18 protein-coding genes are annotated in these 21,017 nt (G+C 66.7%); 14 read left to right on the top strand and 4 right to left on the bottom strand.

The features are described 5' to 3' along the window. The 7 genes from OYT95_RS00215 to OYT95_RS00185 all read left to right on the top strand — a co-directional run bounded on the left by OYT95_RS00215 (position 1) and on the right by OYT95_RS00185 (position 6,584). A complete protein-coding gene (locus OYT95_RS00215) occupies positions 1-750 on the top strand; it encodes a helix-turn-helix transcriptional regulator (RefSeq protein WP_281272459.1) in 750 nt (249 codons plus the stop codon). Between the two features lie 95 nt (positions 751-845). Then, entirely contained in the window at positions 846-2,306 is a 1,461-nt protein-coding gene (gene sufB / locus OYT95_RS00210; protein ID WP_009480461.1) for a Fe-S cluster assembly protein SufB, read from the top strand. Further along, entirely contained in the window at positions 2,306-3,535 is a 1,230-nt protein-coding gene (gene sufD, locus OYT95_RS00205; RefSeq protein ID WP_268790571.1) for a Fe-S cluster assembly protein SufD, read from the top strand. The genes sufB and sufD overlap by 1 nt, the downstream gene beginning before the upstream one ends. A gap of 45 nt (positions 3,536-3,580) precedes the next feature. Next, the gene (sufC, locus tag OYT95_RS00200; protein WP_005255023.1) at positions 3,581-4,390 is read left to right on the top strand and encodes a Fe-S cluster assembly ATPase SufC; all 810 of its coding nucleotides are present in this window, start codon (positions 3,581-3,583) and stop codon (positions 4,388-4,390) included. 6 nt (positions 4,391-4,396) lie between these two features. Further along, positions 4,397-5,656: a cysteine desulfurase gene (locus OYT95_RS00195; protein WP_037237772.1), complete on the top strand. Its 1,260-nt coding sequence runs from the start codon at positions 4,397-4,399 to the stop codon at positions 5,654-5,656. Next, on the top strand, positions 5,653-6,168 hold the full coding sequence (gene sufU / locus OYT95_RS00190) for a Fe-S cluster assembly sulfur transfer protein SufU (RefSeq protein WP_037237770.1): 516 nt from the start codon (positions 5,653-5,655) through the stop codon (positions 6,166-6,168). The genes OYT95_RS00195 and sufU overlap by 4 nt, the downstream gene beginning before the upstream one ends. Continuing rightward, positions 6,165-6,584 carry a metal-sulfur cluster assembly factor gene (locus OYT95_RS00185; RefSeq protein WP_009480466.1) on the top strand — a complete coding sequence of 140 codons (420 nt, stop codon included), beginning with the start codon at positions 6,165-6,167 and terminating at the stop codon, positions 6,582-6,584. The genes sufU and OYT95_RS00185 overlap by 4 nt, the downstream gene beginning before the upstream one ends. A gap of 66 nt (positions 6,585-6,650) precedes the next feature. On the opposite strand, the gene ku is transcribed toward OYT95_RS00185, so the two are convergent. Both ku and OYT95_RS00175 read right to left on the bottom strand, forming a co-directional pair. Then, positions 6,651-7,526: a non-homologous end joining protein Ku gene (ku, locus tag OYT95_RS00180; RefSeq protein ID WP_442972578.1), complete on the bottom strand. Its 876-nt coding sequence runs from the start codon at positions 7,524-7,526 to the stop codon at positions 6,651-6,653. Positions 7,527-7,566: 40 nt separating this feature from the next. Next, positions 7,567-8,715, bottom strand: a complete 1,149-nt coding sequence (locus OYT95_RS00175; protein ID WP_268790569.1) for a lycopene cyclase family protein — start codon at positions 8,713-8,715, stop codon at positions 7,567-7,569. A gap of 632 nt (positions 8,716-9,347) precedes the next feature. On the opposite strand from OYT95_RS00175, the gene OYT95_RS00170 reads away from it, so the two are divergent. Then, positions 9,348-10,979 (top strand): ABC-F family ATP-binding cassette domain-containing protein, encoded by a 1,632-nt coding sequence (locus OYT95_RS00170; RefSeq protein ID WP_007300669.1) that lies wholly within the window; start codon positions 9,348-9,350, stop codon positions 10,977-10,979. A gap of 73 nt (positions 10,980-11,052) precedes the next feature. Further along, complete coding sequence (locus OYT95_RS00165; protein ID WP_005255033.1) at positions 11,053-11,268, top strand: helix-turn-helix domain-containing protein; 216 nt, start codon at positions 11,053-11,055, stop codon at positions 11,266-11,268. Between the two features lie 25 nt (positions 11,269-11,293). Here the strand turns inward: OYT95_RS00165 and OYT95_RS00160 are convergent, their stop codons facing one another. Beyond that, a complete protein-coding gene (locus tag OYT95_RS00160) occupies positions 11,294-11,860 on the bottom strand; it encodes a TetR/AcrR family transcriptional regulator (RefSeq protein WP_009480470.1) in 567 nt (188 codons plus the stop codon). A 202-nt stretch (positions 11,861-12,062) separates the two neighbouring features. After that, positions 12,063-14,867: an aconitate hydratase AcnA gene (acnA, locus tag OYT95_RS00155; RefSeq protein WP_128638646.1), complete on the bottom strand. Its 2,805-nt coding sequence runs from the start codon at positions 14,865-14,867 to the stop codon at positions 12,063-12,065. 306 nt (positions 14,868-15,173) lie between these two features. Between acnA and OYT95_RS00150 the strand changes: the two genes are divergently transcribed. From OYT95_RS00150 to OYT95_RS00130, 5 genes are all read left to right on the top strand, one after another. After that, a complete protein-coding gene (locus OYT95_RS00150; RefSeq protein WP_037237760.1) occupies positions 15,174-15,779 on the top strand; it encodes an Rv1476 family membrane protein in 606 nt (201 codons plus the stop codon). A 381-nt stretch (positions 15,780-16,160) separates the two neighbouring features. Beyond that, a complete protein-coding gene (locus OYT95_RS00145; protein ID WP_174233836.1) occupies positions 16,161-17,651 on the top strand; it encodes an NlpC/P60 family protein in 1,491 nt (496 codons plus the stop codon). 204 nt (positions 17,652-17,855) lie between these two features. Then, entirely contained in the window at positions 17,856-19,031 is a 1,176-nt protein-coding gene (locus OYT95_RS00140) for an AAA family ATPase (RefSeq protein WP_037237754.1), read from the top strand. Then, a complete protein-coding gene (locus tag OYT95_RS00135) occupies positions 19,028-20,002 on the top strand; it encodes a DUF58 domain-containing protein (protein WP_268790568.1) in 975 nt (324 codons plus the stop codon). The genes OYT95_RS00140 and OYT95_RS00135 overlap by 4 nt, the downstream gene beginning before the upstream one ends. Then, positions 19,999-20,979 carry a VWA domain-containing protein gene (locus OYT95_RS00130; protein ID WP_009480477.1) on the top strand — a complete coding sequence of 327 codons (981 nt, stop codon included), beginning with the start codon at positions 19,999-20,001 and terminating at the stop codon, positions 20,977-20,979. The genes OYT95_RS00135 and OYT95_RS00130 overlap by 4 nt, the downstream gene beginning before the upstream one ends. Positions 20,980-21,017 lie beyond the last annotated feature (38 nt).

Here is a 21,017-nt window from a genome sequence, read left to right as displayed (position 1 = left end):
GTGAAAACGGAAACGACACCACGTGCAACGAAGGAAAGCGCAGTTCACGCGCCTTCCTCGGCGGCGCCTGTCGAAACCGCGTCACCCGTCGCCGTCGGCCACGAAGGCCACACCCGCGCTGCCGTCGTGAAGCTCCTCCTCGAGGAGGGGCCGATCACCGCGTCGGAAATCGGAACCCGCCTCGGTCTGAGTGCCGCCGGTGTCCGTCGACACCTCGACGCGCTCCTGGAATCCGGAGAGGCGCGCGAGGCGTCGTCCGTCGCCGTGCGTCACCGCGGACGGGGACGTCCCGCCAAATACTTCCAGATCACCGCCAAGGGCCGCGGCAGGCTCGGACACGCGTACGACGACCTCGCCGGCGCGGCCATGCGTCAACTGCGGGAGGTCGGGGGAGACGCCGCGATCACCGATTTCGCGCGTCGCCGAGTCCAGGCGATCGTCGGAAACGTGACCCCGGCAGCCGACCAGAGCGCCGAGGGCCTCGAAAACACCGCCGACGCCATCGCCGACGCCTTCACCACCGCCGGATTCGCGGCATCGACGCGCCCGGTCGGCAACGGCGTGCAGATCTGCCAGCACCACTGCCCGGTCTCACACGTGGCCGAAGAATTCCCGGAACTGTGCGAAGCCGAGCAGGAAGCGTTCGCCCAACTGCTCGGCACCCACGTCCAGCGGCTCGCGACCATTGCGAACGGTGACTGCGCATGCACCACCCACGTTCCACTCGTCCCACCGTCCGGTCCCAAATAACAACGCTCTCCCGATAGATCCCCTAGTCAGCAACCTGTATTCCACCGGCGACCAGCCCTCGCCGGTCTCGTAACAAGACTCCGGAAGGAGCTCGCATGACCGTCACATCAGACCAGGTGACATCCACTGCGTCGGCCAACGCCGAGCCGCTCACGCAGGAAGAGACCATCGCGTCACTCGGGCATTACGGGTACGGCTGGTCCGATTCCGACGAGGCCGGTGCCAGTGCACAGCGCGGTCTGTCCGAAGACGTCGTGCGCGACATCTCGGCGAAGAAGAGCGAGCCGGACTGGATGCTCGACATCCGCCTGCGCGCGCTGAAGACCTTCGACAAGAAGCCGATGCCGAACTGGGGATCGAACCTCGAGGGCATCGACTTCGACAACATCAAGTACTTCGTCCGCTCGAGCGAGAAGCAGGCCGAGAGCTGGGAAGACCTGCCCGAGGACATCAAGAACACGTACGACAAGCTGGGCATCCCCGAGGCCGAGAAGCAGCGCCTCGTCGCCGGTGTCGCGGCTCAGTACGAGTCCGAGGTGGTCTACCACTCGATCCGTGAAGACCTCGAGGCGCAGGGCGTGATCTTCCTCGACACCGACACCGGTCTGAAGCAGCACCCCGAGCTGTTCCGGGAGTACTTCGGCACGGTCATCCCGGCCGGCGACAACAAGTTCTCCGCGCTGAACACCGCGGTGTGGTCGGGTGGCTCCTTCATTTACGTTCCGCCGGGCGTTCACGTCGACATTCCGCTGCAGGCCTACTTCCGCATCAACACGGAGAACATGGGCCAGTTCGAGCGGACCCTGATCATCGTCGACGAGGGCGCCTCGGTGCACTACGTCGAGGGCTGCACGGCGCCGATCTACAAGTCGGACTCCCTGCACTCCGCGGTCGTCGAGATCATCGTGAAGAAGGGCGGTCACTGCCGCTACACGACCATCCAGAACTGGTCGAACAACGTCTACAACCTGGTCACCAAGCGCACCAAGGTCGAAGCCGGCGGATCCATGGAGTGGATCGACGGCAACATCGGGTCCAAGGTCACCATGAAGTACCCGGCCGTCTGGATGATGGGCGAGCACGCCCGCGGCGAGGTTCTCTCCGTGGCATTCGCCGGTGAGGGCCAGCACCAGGACACCGGTGCCAAGATGCTGCACCTCGCGCCGTACACGTCGTCGACCATCATCAGCAAGTCGGTGGCCCGGGGCGGCGGACGCGCGTCCTACCGCGGACTCGTCCAGGTCAACAAGGGCGCTCACGGTTCCAAGTCGACGGTCAAGTGTGACGCGCTGCTGGTCGATCAGATCAGCCGCTCGGACACCTACCCGTACGTCGACATCCGCGAGGACGACGTGACCATGGGCCACGAGGCCACCGTCTCGAAGGTGAGCGACGACCAGCTGTTCTACCTGATGAGCCGCGGGCTCACCGAAGATGAGGCCATGGCCACGGTCGTGCGCGGCTTCGTCGAGCCGATCGCCAAGGAACTCCCGATGGAGTACGCCCTGGAACTGAACCGCCTGATCGAACTGCAGATGGAAGGGGCGGTGGGTTAGTGACCACGCCAGAAACTGGTGTCCAGAATCTCGGAGTCGCGGGAGCCGTCGCAGGCGAGAATCCGCGGATAGCGCGGACCGCCACCGGCTCGCCGATCAAGAACAAGGGTGAGGTCTTCACCTCGTTCGACGTCAACGCCTTCGAGATCCCGGGTGGTCGTGACGAGGTCTGGCGGTTCACACCGCTGCGCCGACTCCGCGGACTGCACGACGGAACGGCTGTCGCGAACGGCACGGTCACCGTCGACGTCGCCGGTCCGGACTCCGTCCGGGTCGAGACCGTCGGGCGTGACGACGACCGGCTGGGCAAGGCCGGCGTCCCCGCCGATCGGGTGGCCGCGCAGGCCTACTCGGGTTTCGAGACGGCCACCGTCGTGACCGTCGGCCGTGAGGTCGAGGTCGCCGAGACGATCAACATCACCGTGACCGGCCCGGGCGAGGACAAGGTCGCCTTCGGGCACCTGCAGATCCGGCTCGAAGCCTTCGCGAAGGCGACCGTCGTCATCGACCAGCGCGGTAGCGGCACGTTCGCCGAGAACGTCGAATTCGTTCTCGGCGACAGCTCCCGCCTCACCGTGGTCGCCGTCCAGGACTGGGCCGACGACGCCGTGCACGTCGCCTCGCATCACGCGCGGCTGGGCCGTGACGCGGTGCTGCGGCACAACGCGGTCAGCCTCGGCGGCGACGTCGTGCGCCTGTCCGCGACCGTGAAGTACGACGGCCCGGGCGGCGACGCGGAACTGCTGGGCCTGTACTTCGCCGACGCCGGACAGCACTTCGAGCAGCGGCTGCTGGTGGATCACTCCCAGCCGCACTGCAAGTCCAACGTGGTCTACAAGGGCGCCCTGCAGGGTGATCCGAATTCGGGAAAGCCCGACGCCCACACCGTGTGGATCGGCGACGTGCTGATCCGCGCCGCGGCCGAGGGAACCGACACGTTCGAGCTGAACCGCAACCTCGTCCTCACGGACGGTGCACGCGCGGACTCGGTTCCGAACCTGGAGATCGAGACCGGTGAGATCGTGGGTGCCGGCCACGCCAGCGCCACGGGTCGATTCGACGACGAGCAGTTGTTCTACCTGCGCGCCCGTGGAATCCCCGAAGACGCGGCACGGCGACTCGTCGTGCGCGGGTTCTTCCACGAGATCATCAACAAGATCGCCGTCGCCGAGATTCGCGAGCGTCTCGAGGCGGCCGTCGAGGCCGAACTCGCCGCAGTCGGCGTGTGACCCACGCCGCCGGACCATTACTTCCCATTTCTTCGAAGGATCACAATGTCTACCCCTGACGCTTCCACCCCCGAAACCTCGGTCCTGGAAATCAAGGACCTGCACGTCGACGTCGCGAACACCGACGAGAACGCCGAACCGATCAACATCCTCAAGGGTGTGAACCTGACGGTTCGTTCCGGCGAGACCCACGCGATCATGGGACCCAACGGGTCCGGCAAGTCGACGCTGTCGTACGCCATCGCGGGTCACCCCAAGTACCAGATCACCTCGGGCTCCATCACCCTCAACGGTGAGGACGTCCTCGAGATGAGCGTCGACGAGCGCGCCCGCGCGGGACTGTTCCTCGCAATGCAGTACCCCGTCGAGGTCCCCGGCGTCTCCATGTCGAACTTCCTGCGCACCGCGGCCACCGCAGTCCGTGGCGAGGCCCCGAAGCTCCGCCACTGGGTGAAGGAAGTGAAGGAAGCGCTGACCGAGCTGGACATCGACCCCTCGTTCGGCGAGCGCAGTGTCAACGAAGGTTTCTCAGGCGGTGAGAAGAAGCGCCACGAGATCCTGCAGCTCGGTCTCCTGAAGCCGAAGATCGCGATTCTCGACGAGACCGACTCCGGTCTCGACGTCGACGCCCTGCGCGTCGTCTCCGAGGGCGTGAACAAGTACAAGGAACGCGAGCACGGCGGAATCCTGCTGATCACGCACTACACGCGCATCCTCCGGTACATCAAGCCGGAATACGTCCACGTGTTCGTCGGCGGTCGTGTCGTCGAGTCGGGCGGACCGGAACTGGCCGACGAGCTCGAGGCGAACGGCTACGAGCGCTTCACCCAGGCTGCAGCAACGCAAGGAGCATAAACGCAGATGACCACCTCGGTGCGCGTATTCGACGTCACCCGGATCCGGGAGGACTTCCCGATCCTGGCGCGGACGGTTCGCGACGGAAAACCGCTGGTGTACCTCGATTCGGGCGCGACGTCTCAGCGCCCGAATCAGGTGCTCGACGCCGAGAGGGAGTTCCTCACCACCTGTAACGCGGCCGTGCACCGGGGCGCTCACCAGCTGGCCGAAGAGGCCACGGACGCGTACGAGAACGCACGTGCGGCGATCGCCGCGTTCGTCGGCGCCGACAGCGACGAACTCGTGTTCACCAAGAACGCGACGGAGTCCCTGAACCTCGTCACCCACGTCCTCGGCGACGATCGCTTCGAGCGGCACCTCGGCCCCGGTGACGAGATCGTCATCACCGAACTCGAGCATCACGCCAATCTCGTGCCGTGGCAGGAACTTGCGCGCAGCACCGGTGCGACGTTGCGCTGGTACGGCGTCACCGACGACGGCCGAATCGATCTCGATTCGCTCGAGCTGACCGATGCTGTCAAGGTCGTGGCGTTCACCCACCAGTCCAACGTCACCGGGGCGGTGGCACCCGTCGAGGAGTTGGTGCGCCGCGCCCGCGCGGTCGGTGCGCTGGTGGTACTCGACGCATGCCAGTCCGTCCCGCACATGGCGGTGGACTTCCACGCGCTCGGTGTGGACTACGCAGCCTTCTCGGGGCACAAGATGCTCGGTCCGTCCGGGGTGGGTGTCCTGTACGGCCGCCGCGAACTGCTGAACGCTATGCCGCCGTTCATCACCGGTGGTTCGATGATCGAGACCGTCACGATGGAACGCACCACCTACGCGCCGCCCCCGCAGCGGTTCGAGGCCGGCGTCCCGATGACGTCGCAGGTGGTCGGGCTCGGTGCCGCGGTCCGGTATCTCGAAGAGATCGGGATGGACGCGGTCGCCGCGCACGAGCACACCCTGGTCGAGGCGGCGCTGGCAGCGCTCGGTGCCATCGACGGCGTGCGCATCATCGGACCCACGACCGCCGAGGACCGCGGCGGGGCCGTGTCGTTCGTGGTCGACGGAATCCACGCCCACGATCTCGGGCAGATCCTCGACGACGAGGGAGTCGCCATCCGCGTCGGCCACCACTGCGCCTGGCCCCTGCACCGCCGCTTCGGTGTCGCGGCCACGGCGAGGGCGTCGTTCGCGTTGTACAACACGATCGACGAGGTCGAGGCTCTCGCGGCAGCCGTGCGGCGTGCACAGGAGTTCTTCGGGGAGGTTCCTGCATGAGAATGGAACAGATGTACCAGGAAGTGATCCTGGATCATTACAAGCATCCCCACGGCCGCGGCCTGCGTGAACCGTTCGGCGCCGAAGTCCACCACGTCAATCCCACGTGCGGTGACGAAGTGACGCTGCGGGTGCAGCTTTCCGACGACGGCACCGTGGTGGATGTGTCGTACGACGGCCAGGGCTGCTCCATCAGCCAGGCGTCGACGTCGGTGCTCACCGATCAGGTGGTGGGTATGCCCGTCGAGCAGGCCCTGCAGACCGTTGCCGCGTTCAATGAAATGGTCAGCAGCCGCGGTACCGTCGAGGGGGACGAGGACGTCCTCGGGGACGGCATCGCCTTCGTCGGCGTCTCGAAGTACCCGGCGCGTGTGAAATGCGCGTTGCTGGGATGGATGGCATTCAAGGACGCGGTTGTTCAGATAGTGGACGACCGTGTTGTGGACGAACAGGATTCGGCCGTTCCGACAGCAGACGGCGAACCAGCTCGAATCGGAGGACAGGCATCATGAGCGAGACGCAGACGCCGGAGGCGGACGCCACGGCCGTTCCGGAGCAGGCGACGGCCGACCAGGGCGGCGAGACCGCCACCGCCGCGTCGGGTGCTATTACCGACCCGAAACGCCTCGAGGAGCTCGAGGAGGCGATGCGCGACGTCGTCGATCCCGAACTCGGCATCAACGTCGTCGACCTCGGTCTCGTGTACGGGATCACCGAGGAAGAGGACGTCGTGACCCTCGACATGACGCTCACGTCGGCGGCCTGCCCGCTGACCGATGTCATCGAGGACCAGTCGCGGGGCGCGCTCGTGCGCAGCGGTCTGTGCAACGAACTGAAGATCAACTGGGTGTGGCTCCCGCCGTGGGGCCCCGACAAGATCACCGAGGACGGACGCGAGCAGTTGCGCGCGCTCGGCTTCACGGTCTGACCACCCACCACTGGTAACGCGGAGGGGCTCGGCGAGAATCATCTCGCCGAGCCCCTCCGCGTCGGTTCAGGCGCGTTTGCGTTCCGAGGTGGACGACTTCGAGGCGGCCTTCTTGGCCGGTGCCTTCTTCGCCGGCTTCTTCTTGGCCGGTGCGGCCTTCTTTCCGGCGGCGTCGACGCTGCGCTGCAGTGCGGCCACCAGATCGACCACTTCGGCGTCCTCGCCGCTCTTCTCGACCTCGGCGACGGGGATGACCTTCTTGCCGCCGGACTCGATCATCTCGTCCAGCAGTTCCCGCAACTGCACCTGGTAGTCGTCGGTGAATTCGGTGGGGTCGAAGTCGTCGGCCATGCTGTCGACGAGCGTCTCGGCCATCGCGAGTTCCTTCGCCTTCGGTTTGTCGACGCCGTCGAGTGAGGAGAATTCCGCCGCCCGTACCTCGTCCGGCCACAGCAGCGTCTGGATTACGAGCACCCCGTCCCGTGAACGCATCGCGGCCAGTCGGGTGCGCTGCCGGAGGGTGAAGTGGACGAGGGCTGTACGGTCGCTGTTCTCGAGGGCTGTCGCGAGTAGGACGTAGGCCTTCGGAGAGCTGGAATCCGGTTCGAGGAAGTAACTCTTCTCGAACAGAATGGGGTCGATCTGTTCGGTCGGCACGAACTGCAGAACGGGAATCTCGTGTTTCTCGGCGGCGGGCAGTTTCCCGAAATCATCGTCCGTCAACACCACGCGCACGCCGTCGTCGGAGTCGTAGGCCTTGTCGATATCGGCGTATTGGACGACGTTGCCGCATTCGGAGCAGACGCGGTTGTATTTGATCCGGCCGCCGTCCTTGGCATGGACCTGATGAAATCTGATGTCGTGATCCTCGGTTGCCGAATAGACCTTGACCGGCACATTCACGAGTCCGAACGCTATCGAGCCCTTCCATATCGACCGCATGCGTTCCATGATGGTCTCCTTTTCGCGTTCGCGCGACAGTTCATCGAACTTCCCGGCGCAGCGTCGAACGGAGAATCACACTGCGGATATCGCCGGAGGACGCTCGAAACATCCGGCCCATTGCCGACAGGGTTCCGCGCGGATTCGACCGCTGGGACAGATATGCCGCCTGGAGTTGTGGCGGCAGATCGAAGAAATGCTCGAAGAATTCGGGGACGTGCTCCGCATCCAGATTCAGGAGGACGCGAAGGCCGACCGATCGCAGCGACGCGACGGTGCGGGCCTTCCACGGCCACAGTCGGGCGTTCGAACCGTCACGAAGATCGCGGGCCAGAACATCTGCGCACAGGAGCGACGCCGCCACGCTGTAGCCGGTTCCGGGGTGCATCAACCCGGCTCGGGCCCCGAACCGCACCTGATCCGAGCTGTGAGCACGACCGGCCTCGGGTGGTGGCTCGACGGCGAATCGGACCCTCTCGACGTCCGAATGGGACGGCACGGTGACGCCCCGCTGTCGTAGCCGGTCGTGGAGTCTGGTGGCGAGCTCCGAGATCGGGAGTGGGGGGCGACCGACGAGGCACGTCTCCTCGAGCAGAAACCGTTCCCGTGAGAGCGGCACGCCGTAGAGGAACGACGGCGAGTCCGACGGCGACGTGCCGTTGTCGCGGCGCCAATCCATGAAGACCGAGCGCTCGCCGGCGAGCGCGTGTGCGGCGGTGGCGGGGTCCACCACGACGCCGTACGCCGTCTGCTGGGCGAGGTCGGGGCTGTCGCCGGTGCCGCGGGCATCGACGACGACGTGTGCCTTCAGGGTCGAGCCGTCGTCCAGTTGGACGGAGGTGGGGGAGAGGTCGATGGCTCTACCTGCGAGAACTGTTCCGCATTCGCTGCTGAGTATTGATTGCAGTACTGATGTATTTAAAACGCAATATGTGCGATCGATGGTGTGGCGACGTGTCGTCCAGGCTGTCGGGCGAGGAGTTCTCGTCACGACGGCGTCCCGAGGGAGCCAGTCGGGGAGCTCGTCTTCCCAGGCTGCGTACGTCGCGGTCCACGATCTACGGGGGAGCGGGTCGACCGAGACGACCGTCGAACCGAGAGCCGTGGCCCGGTGGGCGAGGGCGCGGCCGGCAGGCCCGAGGCCGACGATCGCGACGTCCCAGATCGCTGGACGAGGGGAAGCTGTCACGCCGCAAGCCTGTCACGGCCGGGAGTTGTCGGCCGGAGACATGCCAGGTTCCACGATCGGACGCTGACGGAACGCGCAGGTTTCCCGAATTTCTTTTGTGTCGCCCCGGCGCCCGGGGTAGTGGAGACACACCCCACAGGTCCCGAACCCCGTGAACACACCACCGCAATCCCCGATCAGGGGAGCGGGGTGCCGCCGCCGGGTCGGCCTGGCGGCGGGGGAGCGCGAGAGGTGAGCGAGAAGCAGTTGGGCGGGTGCGGGAACGTGAACGCGCCTCCGATTTCGGAAAGGTGCCGGCCGGGCTTCCCGGCTCCACCGGACGCCGGGTCCGAGGGTGGTGAATGAGTCGGGCCGTGACGGAACATTATAGTTCTCCGAATTTCTTGCTTGCTCCTGTCAGGACGAACCACCGGCGGTCACCATCACCGCCACCTCACGACCACACGCCACACCCTCGATCACGCCTCGACGCAGGGGACCGGGCCTACCGGGGGCGTTTACGGCGGCGAACGTTAGCGGGATCACTGGCAGGCGTGTTCCGAGTCGCCGGCAGTCGGGTAAAATTGCTGGTTCGTGTGTCCATTGCGCAGTTTTCCTCATTCAACGCGAGCGTCATTTTCCTAGGAGTCTTGTTGATCACCGCTACCGACCTGGAAGTTCGAGCTGGAGTACGGACGTTGCTGTCCGCGCCCGGGCCGGCCTTGCGGGTACAGCCCGGCGACCGCATCGGGCTGGTCGGCCGCAACGGTGCCGGCAAGACGACCACCCTCCGCATCCTCGCGGGGGAGGGGGAGGCGTACGCGGGTGCCGTGGTACGCACCGGCGATCTCGGATATCTGCCGCAGGACCCGAAGGAAGGCGACCTCGACGTCCTCGCGAAGGACCGAGTGTTGTCCGCGCGCGGACTCGACTCGTTGCTTCGGGACATGGAGAAGCAGCAGATCCTGATGTCGGAGGTCGTCGACGACGCCGAGCGTGACAAGGCCGTGCGCAAGTACGGCAACCTCGAGGACCGCTTCTCCGCCCTCGGCGGGTACGAGGCCGAGAGCGAGGCGGCACGCATCTGCAACAGCCTGGGTCTGGCCGACCGCATCCTCGGTCAGCAGTTGCACACCCTGTCGGGTGGTCAGCGCCGCCGTGTCGAATTGGCGCGCATCCTGTTCGCCGCGTCGGACGGTAGCGGCGGACGGTCGGACACGACCCTTCTGCTCGACGAGCCGACCAACCACCTCGACGCCGACTCGATCACCTGGCTGCGGGGATTCCTGCAGAACCACGAGGGTGGACTGATCGTGATCAGTCACGATGTCGATCTGCTCAACGACGTCGTGAATCGGGTGTGGTTCCTCGACGCCGTGCGCGGCGAGGCCGACGTGTACAACATGAGCTGGAAGAAGTACCTCGACGCCCGAGCGACCGACGAGCAGCGTCGTCGCCGTGAGCGCGCCAACGCGGAGAAGAAGGCCGGTGCCCTGCGCGCTCAGGCCGCGAAGCTCGGCGCGAAGGCCACCAAGGCGGTGGCGGCGCAGAACATGGCGAAGCGCGCCGACAAGCTGATGTCGGACCTCGACGCGGAACGTGTGTCCGACAAGGTGGCCCGGATCCGGTTCCCCGAGCCGGCGGCGTGTGGCAAGACTCCGCTGATGGCGGAGAACCTGACCAAGGTCTACGGTTCGCTCGAGATCTTCACCGGGGTGGACCTCGCGATCGACCGTGGGTCACGCGTCGTGGTGCTCGGTCTCAACGGTGCCGGTAAGACGACGCTCCTGCGCATTCTCGGCGGCGTCGAGACGCCGGACGCGGGCGGACTCGTCCCCGGTCACGGGCTGAAGATCGGCTACTTCGCGCAGGAACACGACACCCTCGACGACAACGCGTCGGTGTGGGAGAACATTCGCCACGCGGCGCCGGACACGGGGGAGCAGGAGCTGCGTTCGCTGCTCGGTGCGTTCATGTTCACCGGCCCGCAGCTCGAGCAGCCCGCGGGGACCCTGTCGGGCGGTGAGAAGACGCGCCTGGCACTTGCGGGTCTCGTGTCGTCCGCGGCGAACGTTCTGCTGCTCGACGAGCCGACGAACAACCTCGACCCCGTCTCCCGCGAGCAGGTGCTGGACGCGCTCCGCAGCTACACCGGTGCCGTGGTGCTGGTGACGCACGACCCGGGCGCGGCCGAGGCGCTCGACCCGGAGCGGGTCATTCTCCTGCCCGACGGCACGGAGGACCACTGGTCGCAGGACTACCTGGAACTGATTCAGCTCGCCTGAGCACTGCGCGTAGATATCGCCGTCGCGGGGCTCTACCGTGGAAACCACCGTCGCTCGCCGACTGGAGGAGTTCATGGCTGACATCGGGGTCTTCGCCAAGAGCGCTCGGATCACGGGACCGTCGCGCGCCGATCTGCAGGCGGAGCTGAAGGAGCGCTACCAGGCCGGTGCGAGTATTCGATCCCTTGCCCGGGAAATGGGGAGATCGTACGGATTCGTCCGCAACATCCTCGCGGAGTCCGAGGTGGAGCTCCGCGGACGAGGCGGAGCTCACCGTCGCAAGACCTGACCGGTGTCGGTGGGGGAGTGCGGTGTCAGTCGCGGCGTCGGACGGATTCCTCGACGAGGTCGAGGACGGCCGACAGGTTGTCGCCGGCGTGCCCGGAGGCGATGCGTGCGACGAGGCCGTCGAGCACCAGGTCCAGGTAGCCGATCAGGACGTCGGTCGGGACGTCGTCGCGGAGGCGGCCCGCGGACTTCTGCCGCGCGAGGCGCGCCATGGTCGCCTCGGTGAGTTCCGCCGACCGTTGTGACCAGCTTCTGCGGAAGTCGGGATCGTTCCGCAGGCGCCGGGCGATCTCGAGCCGGGTTCCCAGCCAGTCGAACTGTTCGGGCTGGGCGAGCATGTCCCGCATCACCTGGACGAGGCCCTCGTGGGCGACCACGTCGGCCATCCTGGTCGCGTCCTCGTGGGCGAGCGCCAGGAACAAGCCGTCCTTGTCCTTGAAGTGATGGAAGATCGCGCCGCGTGACAGTCCGGTCACTTCTTCGAGCCGGCGGACGGTGGCGCCGTCGTAGCCGTATTCGGCAAAGCAACGGCGGGCGCCGTCGAGGATCTGACTGCGCCGTGCCGCGAGATGGTCTTCACTGACCTTGGGCAAAGTGCCTCCTTCGTCGGCCTGTGAGTGTTTTCGGACCTCGGTGTGTGAAGTCATCGAATGCACGAAGCGCGCACGACCACCTCGAGCGGGACAGCGGAGCTCCCCTGAAACTGGTCGTGCGCGCTTCGTGCCTGTCATGGCCGAAAACATTCGCAGGTGCGTAGCGCCTGTGGGCCGAGATGACGCACAGGCGCGGTAGCGCCTAGCCCTTGATCATGTTGCGGAGCACGTACTGCAGGATGCCGCCGTTGCGGTAGTAGTCGGCCTCGCCGGGCGTGTCGATGCGCACGACCGCGTCGAAGACGACCTTCTCACCGTTCTCGCGGGTTGCCGTGACCTTGACGGTCTTCGGCGTGACACCCTCGTTGAGCTTCTCGACGCCTTCGATGTCGAAGACCTCGGTGCCGTCCAGCTTCAGCGACGCAGCGGACTCGCCGACCGGGAACTGCAGCGGCACAACGCCCATGCCGATGAGGTTGGAGCGGTGGATGCGCTCGAACGACTCGGTGATGACGGCCTTGACGCCGAGGAGGCTGGTGCCCTTGGCGGCCCAGTCACGGGACGATCCGGAGCCGTACTCCTTGCCGCCCAGCACGACCAGCGGGATGCCGGCCTCCTGGTAGTTCTGCGACGCGTCGTAGATGAACGCCTGCGGGCCGCCGTCCTGGGTGAAGTCGCGGGTGTAGCCACCGGAGACGTCGTCGAGGAGCTGGTTGCGCAGACGGATGTTCGCGAACGTGCCGCGGATCATCACCTCGTGGTTACCGCGACGCGAACCGTAGGAGTTGTAGTCCTTGCGGTCGATGCCGTTCGCGTCCAGGTACTGCGACGCGGGCGTGCCGGCCTTGATGTTGCCTGCCGGGGAGATGTGGTCCGTGGTGACCGAGTCGCCGAGCAGCGCGAGGACGCGGGCGCCCTTGATGTCGCTGACCGGGGTCGGCTCCTTCGGCATGCCGTCGAAGTAGGGTGGCTTCCGCACGTAGGTGGAGTTGGCGTCCCACTCGAAGGTCTTGCCCTCCGGGGTGGGCAGCCCGCGCCAGCGCTCGTCGCCCTTGAAGACGTCCGCATAACCCTTGACGTACATCTCCTGGCTGATCGAGGAGTTGATGGTCTCCTGGATCTCCTGGGGCGAGGGCCAGATGTCCTTCAGGAACACGTCGTTGCCGTCGGCGTCCTTGCCGAGGGCGTCGTGCTCGAAGTCGAAGTCCATCGTGCCTGCGAGGGCGTATGCGATGACCAGCGGCGGGGAGGCCAGGTAGTTCATCTTCACGTCGGGGGAGATGCGTCCCTCGAAGTTGCGGTTGCCCGACAGCACCGCGGTGGCGGTGAGGTCGTTGTCCTGGATGGCCTGCGAGATCTGCTCGTCCAGCGGGCCGGAGTTACCGATGCAGGTGGCGCAGCCGTAGCCGACGAGGTAGAAGCCGAGCTTCTCCAGGTACGGCCAGAGGCCGGACTTGTTGTAGTAGTCGGTGACGACCTGCGAACCGGGAGCCATGGAGGTCTTGACCCACGGCTTGGCGGACAGGCCCTTCTCGACGGCGTTGCGGGCGAGCAGGGCAGCGCCGAGCATGACCGACGGGTTGGACGTGTTGGTGCAGGAGGTGATCGACGCGATCACGACGGCACCGTGGTCGAGGATGAACTCGCCCTTGTCCTCGGACAGAACCTTGACCGGCTTGGTCGGGCGGCCCTCGGATCCGTTGGCGGCCGACTGCACGTCGACGGCGCCGTCGTCGGCGAACGACAGGGCGGCGGGATCGCTCGCGGGGAACGACTCCTCGACGGCCTCGTCGAGCTGCGAGTGACCCGCGGGGTGGTGCTCCTCCACGTAGTTGTGGATGTCCTTGCGGAACGCGTTCTTCGAGTCCGACAACAGGATTCGGTCCTGCGGGCGCTTCGGGCCTGCGATGGACGGAACCACGTCACCGAGGTCGAGTTCGAGGTACTCGGAGTACTCGGGCTCGTGGTCGGCGTCGTGCCAGAGGCCCTGTTCCTTCGCGTACGCCTCGACGAGGGCGAGCTGCTCCTCGGAGCGGCCGGTCAGGCGGAGGTAGCTGACGGTCTCGGCGTCGATCGGGAAGATCGCGGCGGTGGAACCGAACTCGGGGCTCATGTTGCCGAGCGTTGCGCGGTTGGCCAGGGGAACCTCGGCCACACCCTTGCCGTAGAACTCGACGAACTTGCCGACGACGCCGTGCTTGCGCAGCATGTCGGTGACGGTGAGGACCACGTCGGTGGCGGTGACGCCGGGCTTGATCTCACCGGTCAGCTTGAAGCCGACGACGCGCGGGATCAGCATGGAGACGGGCTGGCCGAGCATGGCAGCCTCGGCCTCGATGCCGCCGACGCCCCAGCCGAGCACGCCCAGGCCGTTGACCATGGTGGTGTGCGAGTCGGTGCCGACGCAGGTGTCGGGGTATGCCTGGCCGTTGCGGACCATGATCGTCCGGGCCAGGTGCTCGATGTTGACCTGGTGGACGATGCCGGTGCCCGGGGGGACGACCTTGAAGTCGTCGAACGCGCCCTGGCCCCAGCGGAGGAACTGGTAACGCTCACCGTTGCGGGAGTACTCGATCTCGACGTTGCGCTCGAAGGCGTCGGCGCGGCCAGCGACGTCGATGATGACCGAGTGGTCGATGACCATTTCGGCGGGTGCGAGGGGGTTCACCTTGTTCGGGTCGCCGCCGAGTGCGGTGACCGCTTCACGCATGGTGGCGAGGTCCACGATGCAGGGGACGCCGGTGAAGTCCTGCATGATCACGCGGGCGGGCGTGAACTGGATCTCGACGTTCGGGTCGGCCGAGGGATCCCAGCTCGCGATGGCGCGAATGTGGTCGGCGGTGATGTTCGCGCCGTCCTCGGTGCGAAGCAGGTTCTCGGCGAGAACCTTCAGTGCATAGGGCAGTTTTTCGGTGCCGGGCACGGCCGAGAGGCGGAAGATCTCGTAGGAGTTCTCACCGACCTCGAGGGTGCCTTTGGCGCCGAACGAATCAATACTCGTGCTCACGTCAGCTCCACTCGTCTATGAGGGTCGCCGCCGACGGGGCTGTGTCGACGGCTGCAGGCACTGCGGGCACGGCTGATCCGTGTGCGCTGTAGTGCTAGCGATGACGGAATCGGCCCCTACCGCGGTACCTCCGATAGTCTAACAGTACGCTTGTCCTGTGAGAATTCGGGTCGGCATGGGGCGTGTTCCCTTCGCAGATTCTCCTCGACCCCGACGCGGGAAGCGCGCAGACGGAACGGAACTTCGGGGACACCTCACGTAGTGTTCACGCGAGGCTTACGTTCCTACAGCAAACCCGGATGAGAGATGCCTGCCCCTATCGCCACCGCACTTCCTGCCAGTGCCATGCTCCCCGTCCATTCGGCGCTCCCGTTGTCGACGGACCTTCCGGAAGACCTCGACGTCTCCGACGTGGTCGCGGACGTGTCCGACGACGGCGTGTCGGCGCCGTCCGACGAGGCGACCGAACTCGCCGCCGTGGTCGATCGCGCGGCCGACCACGGGATCAAGCTGAGCATCGTGGTGCTGGACGAGGATCCCGGCCGCGATTCGCAGCTGCGCGACCTCGCGACCGAGGTCGGCGCGGAAGAGGGAGGCACCGTCCTGGTGCTGAGCCCCAGCTGGGTCGGCACGTACAGCGATTCGATCAGCCGGGTCCTGCTCGAATCGGGTCAGGACCGCACCTACACCGGCGATGCGGTGGTCTCCGCGAATCACTTCGTCGACGAAGTGATCGAGCCGGGACCTCCGTGGGCCCTGTTCACGGCCGTCATCGTCGCGATCGTCGTCATCGCGTCGGCTGCCACGTTCTTCGCGAAATCGCGCCGGGCGTCCGTATCTCGCGACGGCGCCGCGGAAAAGGGTGACAGCGCCGCGGGGGCCGGCACGTCGTACGAGCGACAGAAGCCCTGACTCCTCCCGAATTTCCGGGATAACTCGGCGGCAATTTCACGATTCGCCCGAGCGTGGCCGCTGCCTGCGTCGATGCGCCTAATTAGCGCCGACGATTCACAGTTGGACATTTCCGCTGGTCAAATTACTCATGTGTTATTTGTGACTAAAGTTTCCATAGAGTCCGGAAGTGTCGTACGGTGCATTTGGCGCTCTTGGGGAAGAAGTGTCGCAGGCTAGTGATTGACGTCCAGAGTGACGGCGATCCGGTATATGTCGGTGTCGCCGAAGCGCGGGAAGGTGTGGTTGCCGCAAATTTCTCCCCACGACGAGCACGGCGCGGTGTGCGCGATCGGTGCAGAACCGAGGGAGAGAGTTGTGAAGCGACAAGCACGAGCTGGAGTGGGGCACCGTAGCTTCTCCCGCGGGCACACTCGCGCAGCGCGCCTCCTGATCGGATTGGGCATCGTCGGAGCCCTGGTCGGCAGCACACCGGGCCTGGCCGCAGCGGTACCACCCCCGCCGCCGAATCCGTCCGACAACGACATCGCGCAGGCCCAGACCCAGGTGTCGGCGGGCCTCGGGCAGGTCAGCGAACTGATCAACCAGGTCGCCTCCGCGGATCAGCAGCTCGCCCAGCTCGACAACGAGGTCGCCATCAAGCGCGAGGACGTGAACCGGGCCCTGGTCGATCTGCAGAACGCGCGCAGCGCCGCCGATCTGGCGGCCAGTGTGGTCGGGGCCTCGCAGCAGGCTCTGCGTGACGCCGGGGCCCAGATCGAACTCGCGCAGAAGGACTTCGACAAGTACGCCCGGTCGAGCTACACGCAGGGCACCAACGTCTCCTCGATCTCGACGTACCTGGGCGCCCAGGGTCCCGGCGACGTCCTCGATCGCGCGCAGGTTCTGAAACTCCTGGCCACCAGCCAGAACGCGGTGCTCGAGGGTCTGCAGCGGGCACGGACCGCGCAGGCCAACAAGGATTCCGCGGCACGCGAGGCCAAGCAGCAGGCGGACGTGGCCGCCGACCAGGCCGCGTCGAAGAAGTCGCTGGCGGAGCAGGCGATCGCGGTCGCGCGGTCGGCGCTGCAGGACCAGGCGGCCAAGAAGGCGCAGATCGAGAGCAATCGCGCGGCCGCCCAGGCCCAGCTCGACGCCGCCCGCGGGAACGTCGCGGGGTTGCAGGGGCAACGTGAGGCGTACGCGACGTGGGAGGAGCAGAAACGCGCCGAGGACGCGCAGAAGGCTGCCATCGCCGCCGCGGCCCGGGAGGCCGCGACACAGGCTGCCGCGCGGGTCGCCGCCAACGAGGCGGCACGACAGCGCGCCGCCGAACTCGCCGCGGGGCAGCGCGCGCACACCACGATCGAGGACGACTCGGAGGACGAGGACTCCGCCGACGGCGGGACGACCACGCCCAAGTCCACCCCCAAGTCGAAACCGTCGACCAGCGGTGAGGACCTGACCGGCAGCGAGGCCATCGAGACCGTCATCGACCGGGGACTGTCCCAGATCGGTGTGGAGTACGCGTGGGGTGGCGGCGACGAGAACGGTCCCACCCTCGGCATCCGCGACGGCGGTGTCGCCGACAGTTACGGCGACTTCAACAAGGTCGGTTTCGACTGCTCCGGTCTGATGATCTACGCGTTCGCCGGGATCGGCATCTCCCTGCCGCACTACACCGGTTATCAGTACACCGCGGGGGAGCAGATTCCGTCGGAGGAGATGCAGCGCGGCGACATGATCTTCTGGGGCCCGAACGCGAGCCAGCACGTCGCCCTGTATCTCGGCGACGACCAGATGCTCGAGGCTCCCCAGTCGGGCGACGTCGTCAAGATCTCCCCGGTGCGATGGGATGGCATGACCCCTTACGCTGTCCGTATGGTGTCGTGATCCATGATGTCGATGAAGTAGTCCGCAGTGCGGATCGTGCTTGGTTGCGGCGGGGGTTGCTTGCACCTGGAATAGTTGAGCAAGTACGTGAACGGGCGGAACGATCTAGGTGAAAGCGGTGGATTCTTGGTGACCTCACGTGATGATGCGGTATCGGAGGGTGCAGCCCGGAAGGAGTCGCCCGCGACGGCCGCTCCCGAAGGTGTGAAGAACGGGGGTGCCGCCAACGGATCGGGCCCCCAGAACGTCCCCGCGCCGAATGCACCCTCACAGAATGCGGGCACGCAGAGCGCGACGACGAAGACGGTCGCGCCCAGTCTCGCCGCCGACGTGCAGACGCTGGAACGCGCGATCTACGAGGTCAAGCGCGTGATCGTCGGGCAGGACCGGCTGGTGGAGCGAATCCTGGTCGGTCTGCTCGCGAAAGGCCATGTGCTGCTCGAGGGTGTGCCGGGTGTCGCGAAGACCCTGGCCGTCGAGACGTTCGCGAAGGTGGTCGGCGGATCCTTCTCGCGTGTCCAGTTCACCCCCGACCTGGTGCCCACCGACCTGATCGGTACGCGCATCTACCGGCAGGGGCGCGAGGAGTTCGACACCGAACTCGGTCCCGTCGTCGCGAACTTCGTGCTCGCCGACGAGATCAACCGTGCGCCGGCGAAGGTGCAGTCGGCGCTGCTCGAGGTGATGGCCGAGCGGCACGTGTCGATCGGCGGCAAGCGGTACCACATGCCCGACCCGTTCCTGGTGATGGCGACGCAGAACCCGATCGAGAACGAGGGTGTGTACCCGCTGCCGGAGGCGCAGCGCGACCGCTTCCTGTTCAAGATCCTCGTCGACTACCCGACGGTGGAGGAGGAGCGCGAGATCGTCTACCGGATGGGTGTCGATGCGCCGGAACCCCACCAGGTCCTCGATCCGGAGGAGCTCGTCCGTCTGCAGAAGGTCGCGAGCGGTGTCTTCGTGCATCATGCGCTCGTCGACTACGTGGTCCGGGTCATCGCGGCCACGCGCACGCCGGCCGAGTTCGGTCTGCCCGAGGTCGACGGCTGGATCGCGTACGGCGCGTCTCCGCGCGCGACGCTGGGCATCATCTCCTCGGCGCGGGCGCTGGCGTTGCTGCGCGGGCGTGACTACGTGGTGCCGCAGGACGTGCTCGAGGTGATCCCGGACGTGCTGCGTCACCGTCTCGTGCTGTCCTATGACGCCCTCGCCGACGAGGTCAGCCCGGACGACGTCATCTCCCGCGTGCTGCAGACCGTGGGTCTGCCGCAGATCGCCGCACAGCCGACCACGGTCCCGGCGGCTCCCGCCGGTCAGCACGGACCGCCCGTCCCGTCCACGTCGGTGCCCGGACCGACGGCGATGAGCCAGCCACGGTGAGTGCGCGTACCGCCGGTGCGCAGAGCTCCGGCCCGCCGCCGTCGTTCCGCTCCGGCGAACTCCGTGATCCCAAACTGTCCGCCGCGCTGCGGACGCTGGAACTGACCGTCCGCCGCCGCCTCGACGGCGTGCTGCACGGCGACCATCTGGGCCTGATCCCGGGACCGGGCTCCGAACCGGGTGATGCCCGCGAGTACCAGCCGGGCGACGATGTGCGTCAGATGGACTGGTCGGTGACCGCACGGACGACGCACCCGCACGTCCGGCAGTCGGTGGCCGACCGGGAGCTCGAGACGTGGCTCGTCGTCGATCTGTCGTCGAGCCTCGACTTCGGTACCGCCGGCTGCGAGAAGCGGGACCTCGCGGTGGCTGCTGCCGCCGCCGTCACGCATCTGACCAGCGGCGGCGGGAACCGGATCGGGGCGATCGTCTCGACCGGCGCCCAGACCACCCGGATCCCGGCCCGCGGTGGCCGCATCCACGCGCAGGCGATGCTGCGTCAGATCGCGACCACCCCGCACGCCCCGGACGGGGTGCGGGGCGACCTGCAGGGTGCGGTGGAGTCGTTGCGCCGCCCCCAGCGTCGCCGCGGTCTGGCCGTCGTCATCAGTGACTTCCTGGGACCGATCGACTGGGAGCGGTCGCTGCGGGCGATCTCGGGACGCCACGACGTACTCGGTGTCGAGGTGCTCGACCCGCGAGATCTGGAATTACCCGACATAGGGGATGTAGTGCTGCACGATCCGGAGTCCGGACGGACCCGCGAGTTCACGACCACACCGCAACTGCGCGCCGACTTCGCGCGGGCCGCGGACGAGCACCGCCTGCAGGTGGAGCAGTCGTTGCGGCGCTGCGGCGCCCCGCTGCTCAGTCTGCGCACCGACCGGGACTGGATCTCGGATGTCGTGCGGTTCGTGTCCGCCCGGAAGCACAGTTACGGGACCGCGACGAACCAGAGGTCCCGCCGGTGAGCCTTTCCCAGTTCACCTCACCGTGGTGGCTGCTGTTCCTCCTGGTCGTCGTGGCATTGGTCGCGGGATACGTGTGGGTGCAGCGTCAGCGGCAGAAGCACACCCTGCGGTTCACCAACTTCGCTCTCCTCGAGAAAGTCGCGCCGTCGCGGCCGGGCCGGGCCCGGCACATTCCGGCGCTGCTCATGGTGCTGGCGCTGGTGTTCTTCAGTGTGGCGCTGGCCGGTCCGACGGAGGACAAGCGGGTTCCGCGGAACCGGGCCACCGTGATCCTCGTCATCGACGTGTCGTTGTCGATGAAGGCGACCGACGTGGAACCGACCCGGCTGGCCGCGGCGCAGGACGCCGCGAAGTCGTTCGCCGACGGGCTCACCCCCGGCATCAACCTCGGTCTCGTCGCGTTCGCCGGCACGGCGTCGGTGCTGGTGTCGCCGACCACCAACCGGGAGGCGTCGAAGGTCGCGATCGACAATCTGCAGTTGAGCGAGCGGACCGCCACCGGTGAGGCGATCTTCACCTCGCTGCAGTCGATTGACACGCTGGCCGCGGTGCTCGGCGGCAGTGATCAGGCGCCGCCCGCCCGCATCGTGCTGCTCTCGGACGGCAAGCAGACGGTGCCCGAGAACCCGGACGATCCGCGCGGCGGGTTCACCGCGGCCCGGCAGGCGAAGGACAAGGACGTCCCCATCTCGACGATCTCGTTCGGCACCAGCTACGGCAAGGTCGAGATCGAGGACGAACGCATTCCGGTGCCCGTCGACGATCCGTCGCTGCGGGAGATCGCGAATCTCTCCGGCGGCAGCTTCTTCACGGCCTCGAGCCTGGAGGAACTGCGCGACGTCTACGACACCCTCGAGGAGCAGATCGGTTTCGAGACCACCCGCGGCGACGCCAGCCGCCCCTGGCTCGTGCTGGGTGTCCTGTCCGCCACGGCGGGGCTGATCCTCGCGCTGGTCCTGCGTCAACGGCTGCCGTGATCTGCGTTCCACCGCGGCCCCGCGCTTCCACTTCTGCA

The organism is Rhodococcus sp. JS3073 (assembly GCF_026810085.1).
GTDB classification, from domain to species: domain Bacteria; phylum Actinomycetota; class Actinomycetes; order Mycobacteriales; family Mycobacteriaceae; genus Rhodococcus_F; species Rhodococcus_F wratislaviensis.
Note: the sequence above shows the minus strand (reverse complement) of the source record. Positions and strands in the feature narration are given on the sequence as shown.

Coding starts and splice junctions, on each gene's coding strand:
- OYT95_RS00185 (WP_009480466.1), top strand. CDS start 6,165: ATGAGCGAGACGCAGACGCCGGAGGCGGACGCCACGGCCGTTCCGGAG.
- sufB (WP_009480461.1), top strand. CDS start 846: ATGACCGTCACATCAGACCAGGTGACATCCACTGCGTCGGCCAACGCC.
- ku (WP_442972578.1), bottom strand. CDS start 7,526: ATGCGGTCGATATGGAAGGGCTCGATAGCGTTCGGACTCGTGAATGTG.
- OYT95_RS00195 (WP_037237772.1), top strand. CDS start 4,397: ATGACCACCTCGGTGCGCGTATTCGACGTCACCCGGATCCGGGAGGAC.
- OYT95_RS00165 (WP_005255033.1), top strand. CDS start 11,053: ATGGCTGACATCGGGGTCTTCGCCAAGAGCGCTCGGATCACGGGACCG.
- OYT95_RS00150 (WP_037237760.1), top strand. CDS start 15,174: ATGCCTGCCCCTATCGCCACCGCACTTCCTGCCAGTGCCATGCTCCCC.
- sufU (WP_037237770.1), top strand. CDS start 5,653: ATGAGAATGGAACAGATGTACCAGGAAGTGATCCTGGATCATTACAAG.
- sufC (WP_005255023.1), top strand. CDS start 3,581: ATGTCTACCCCTGACGCTTCCACCCCCGAAACCTCGGTCCTGGAAATC.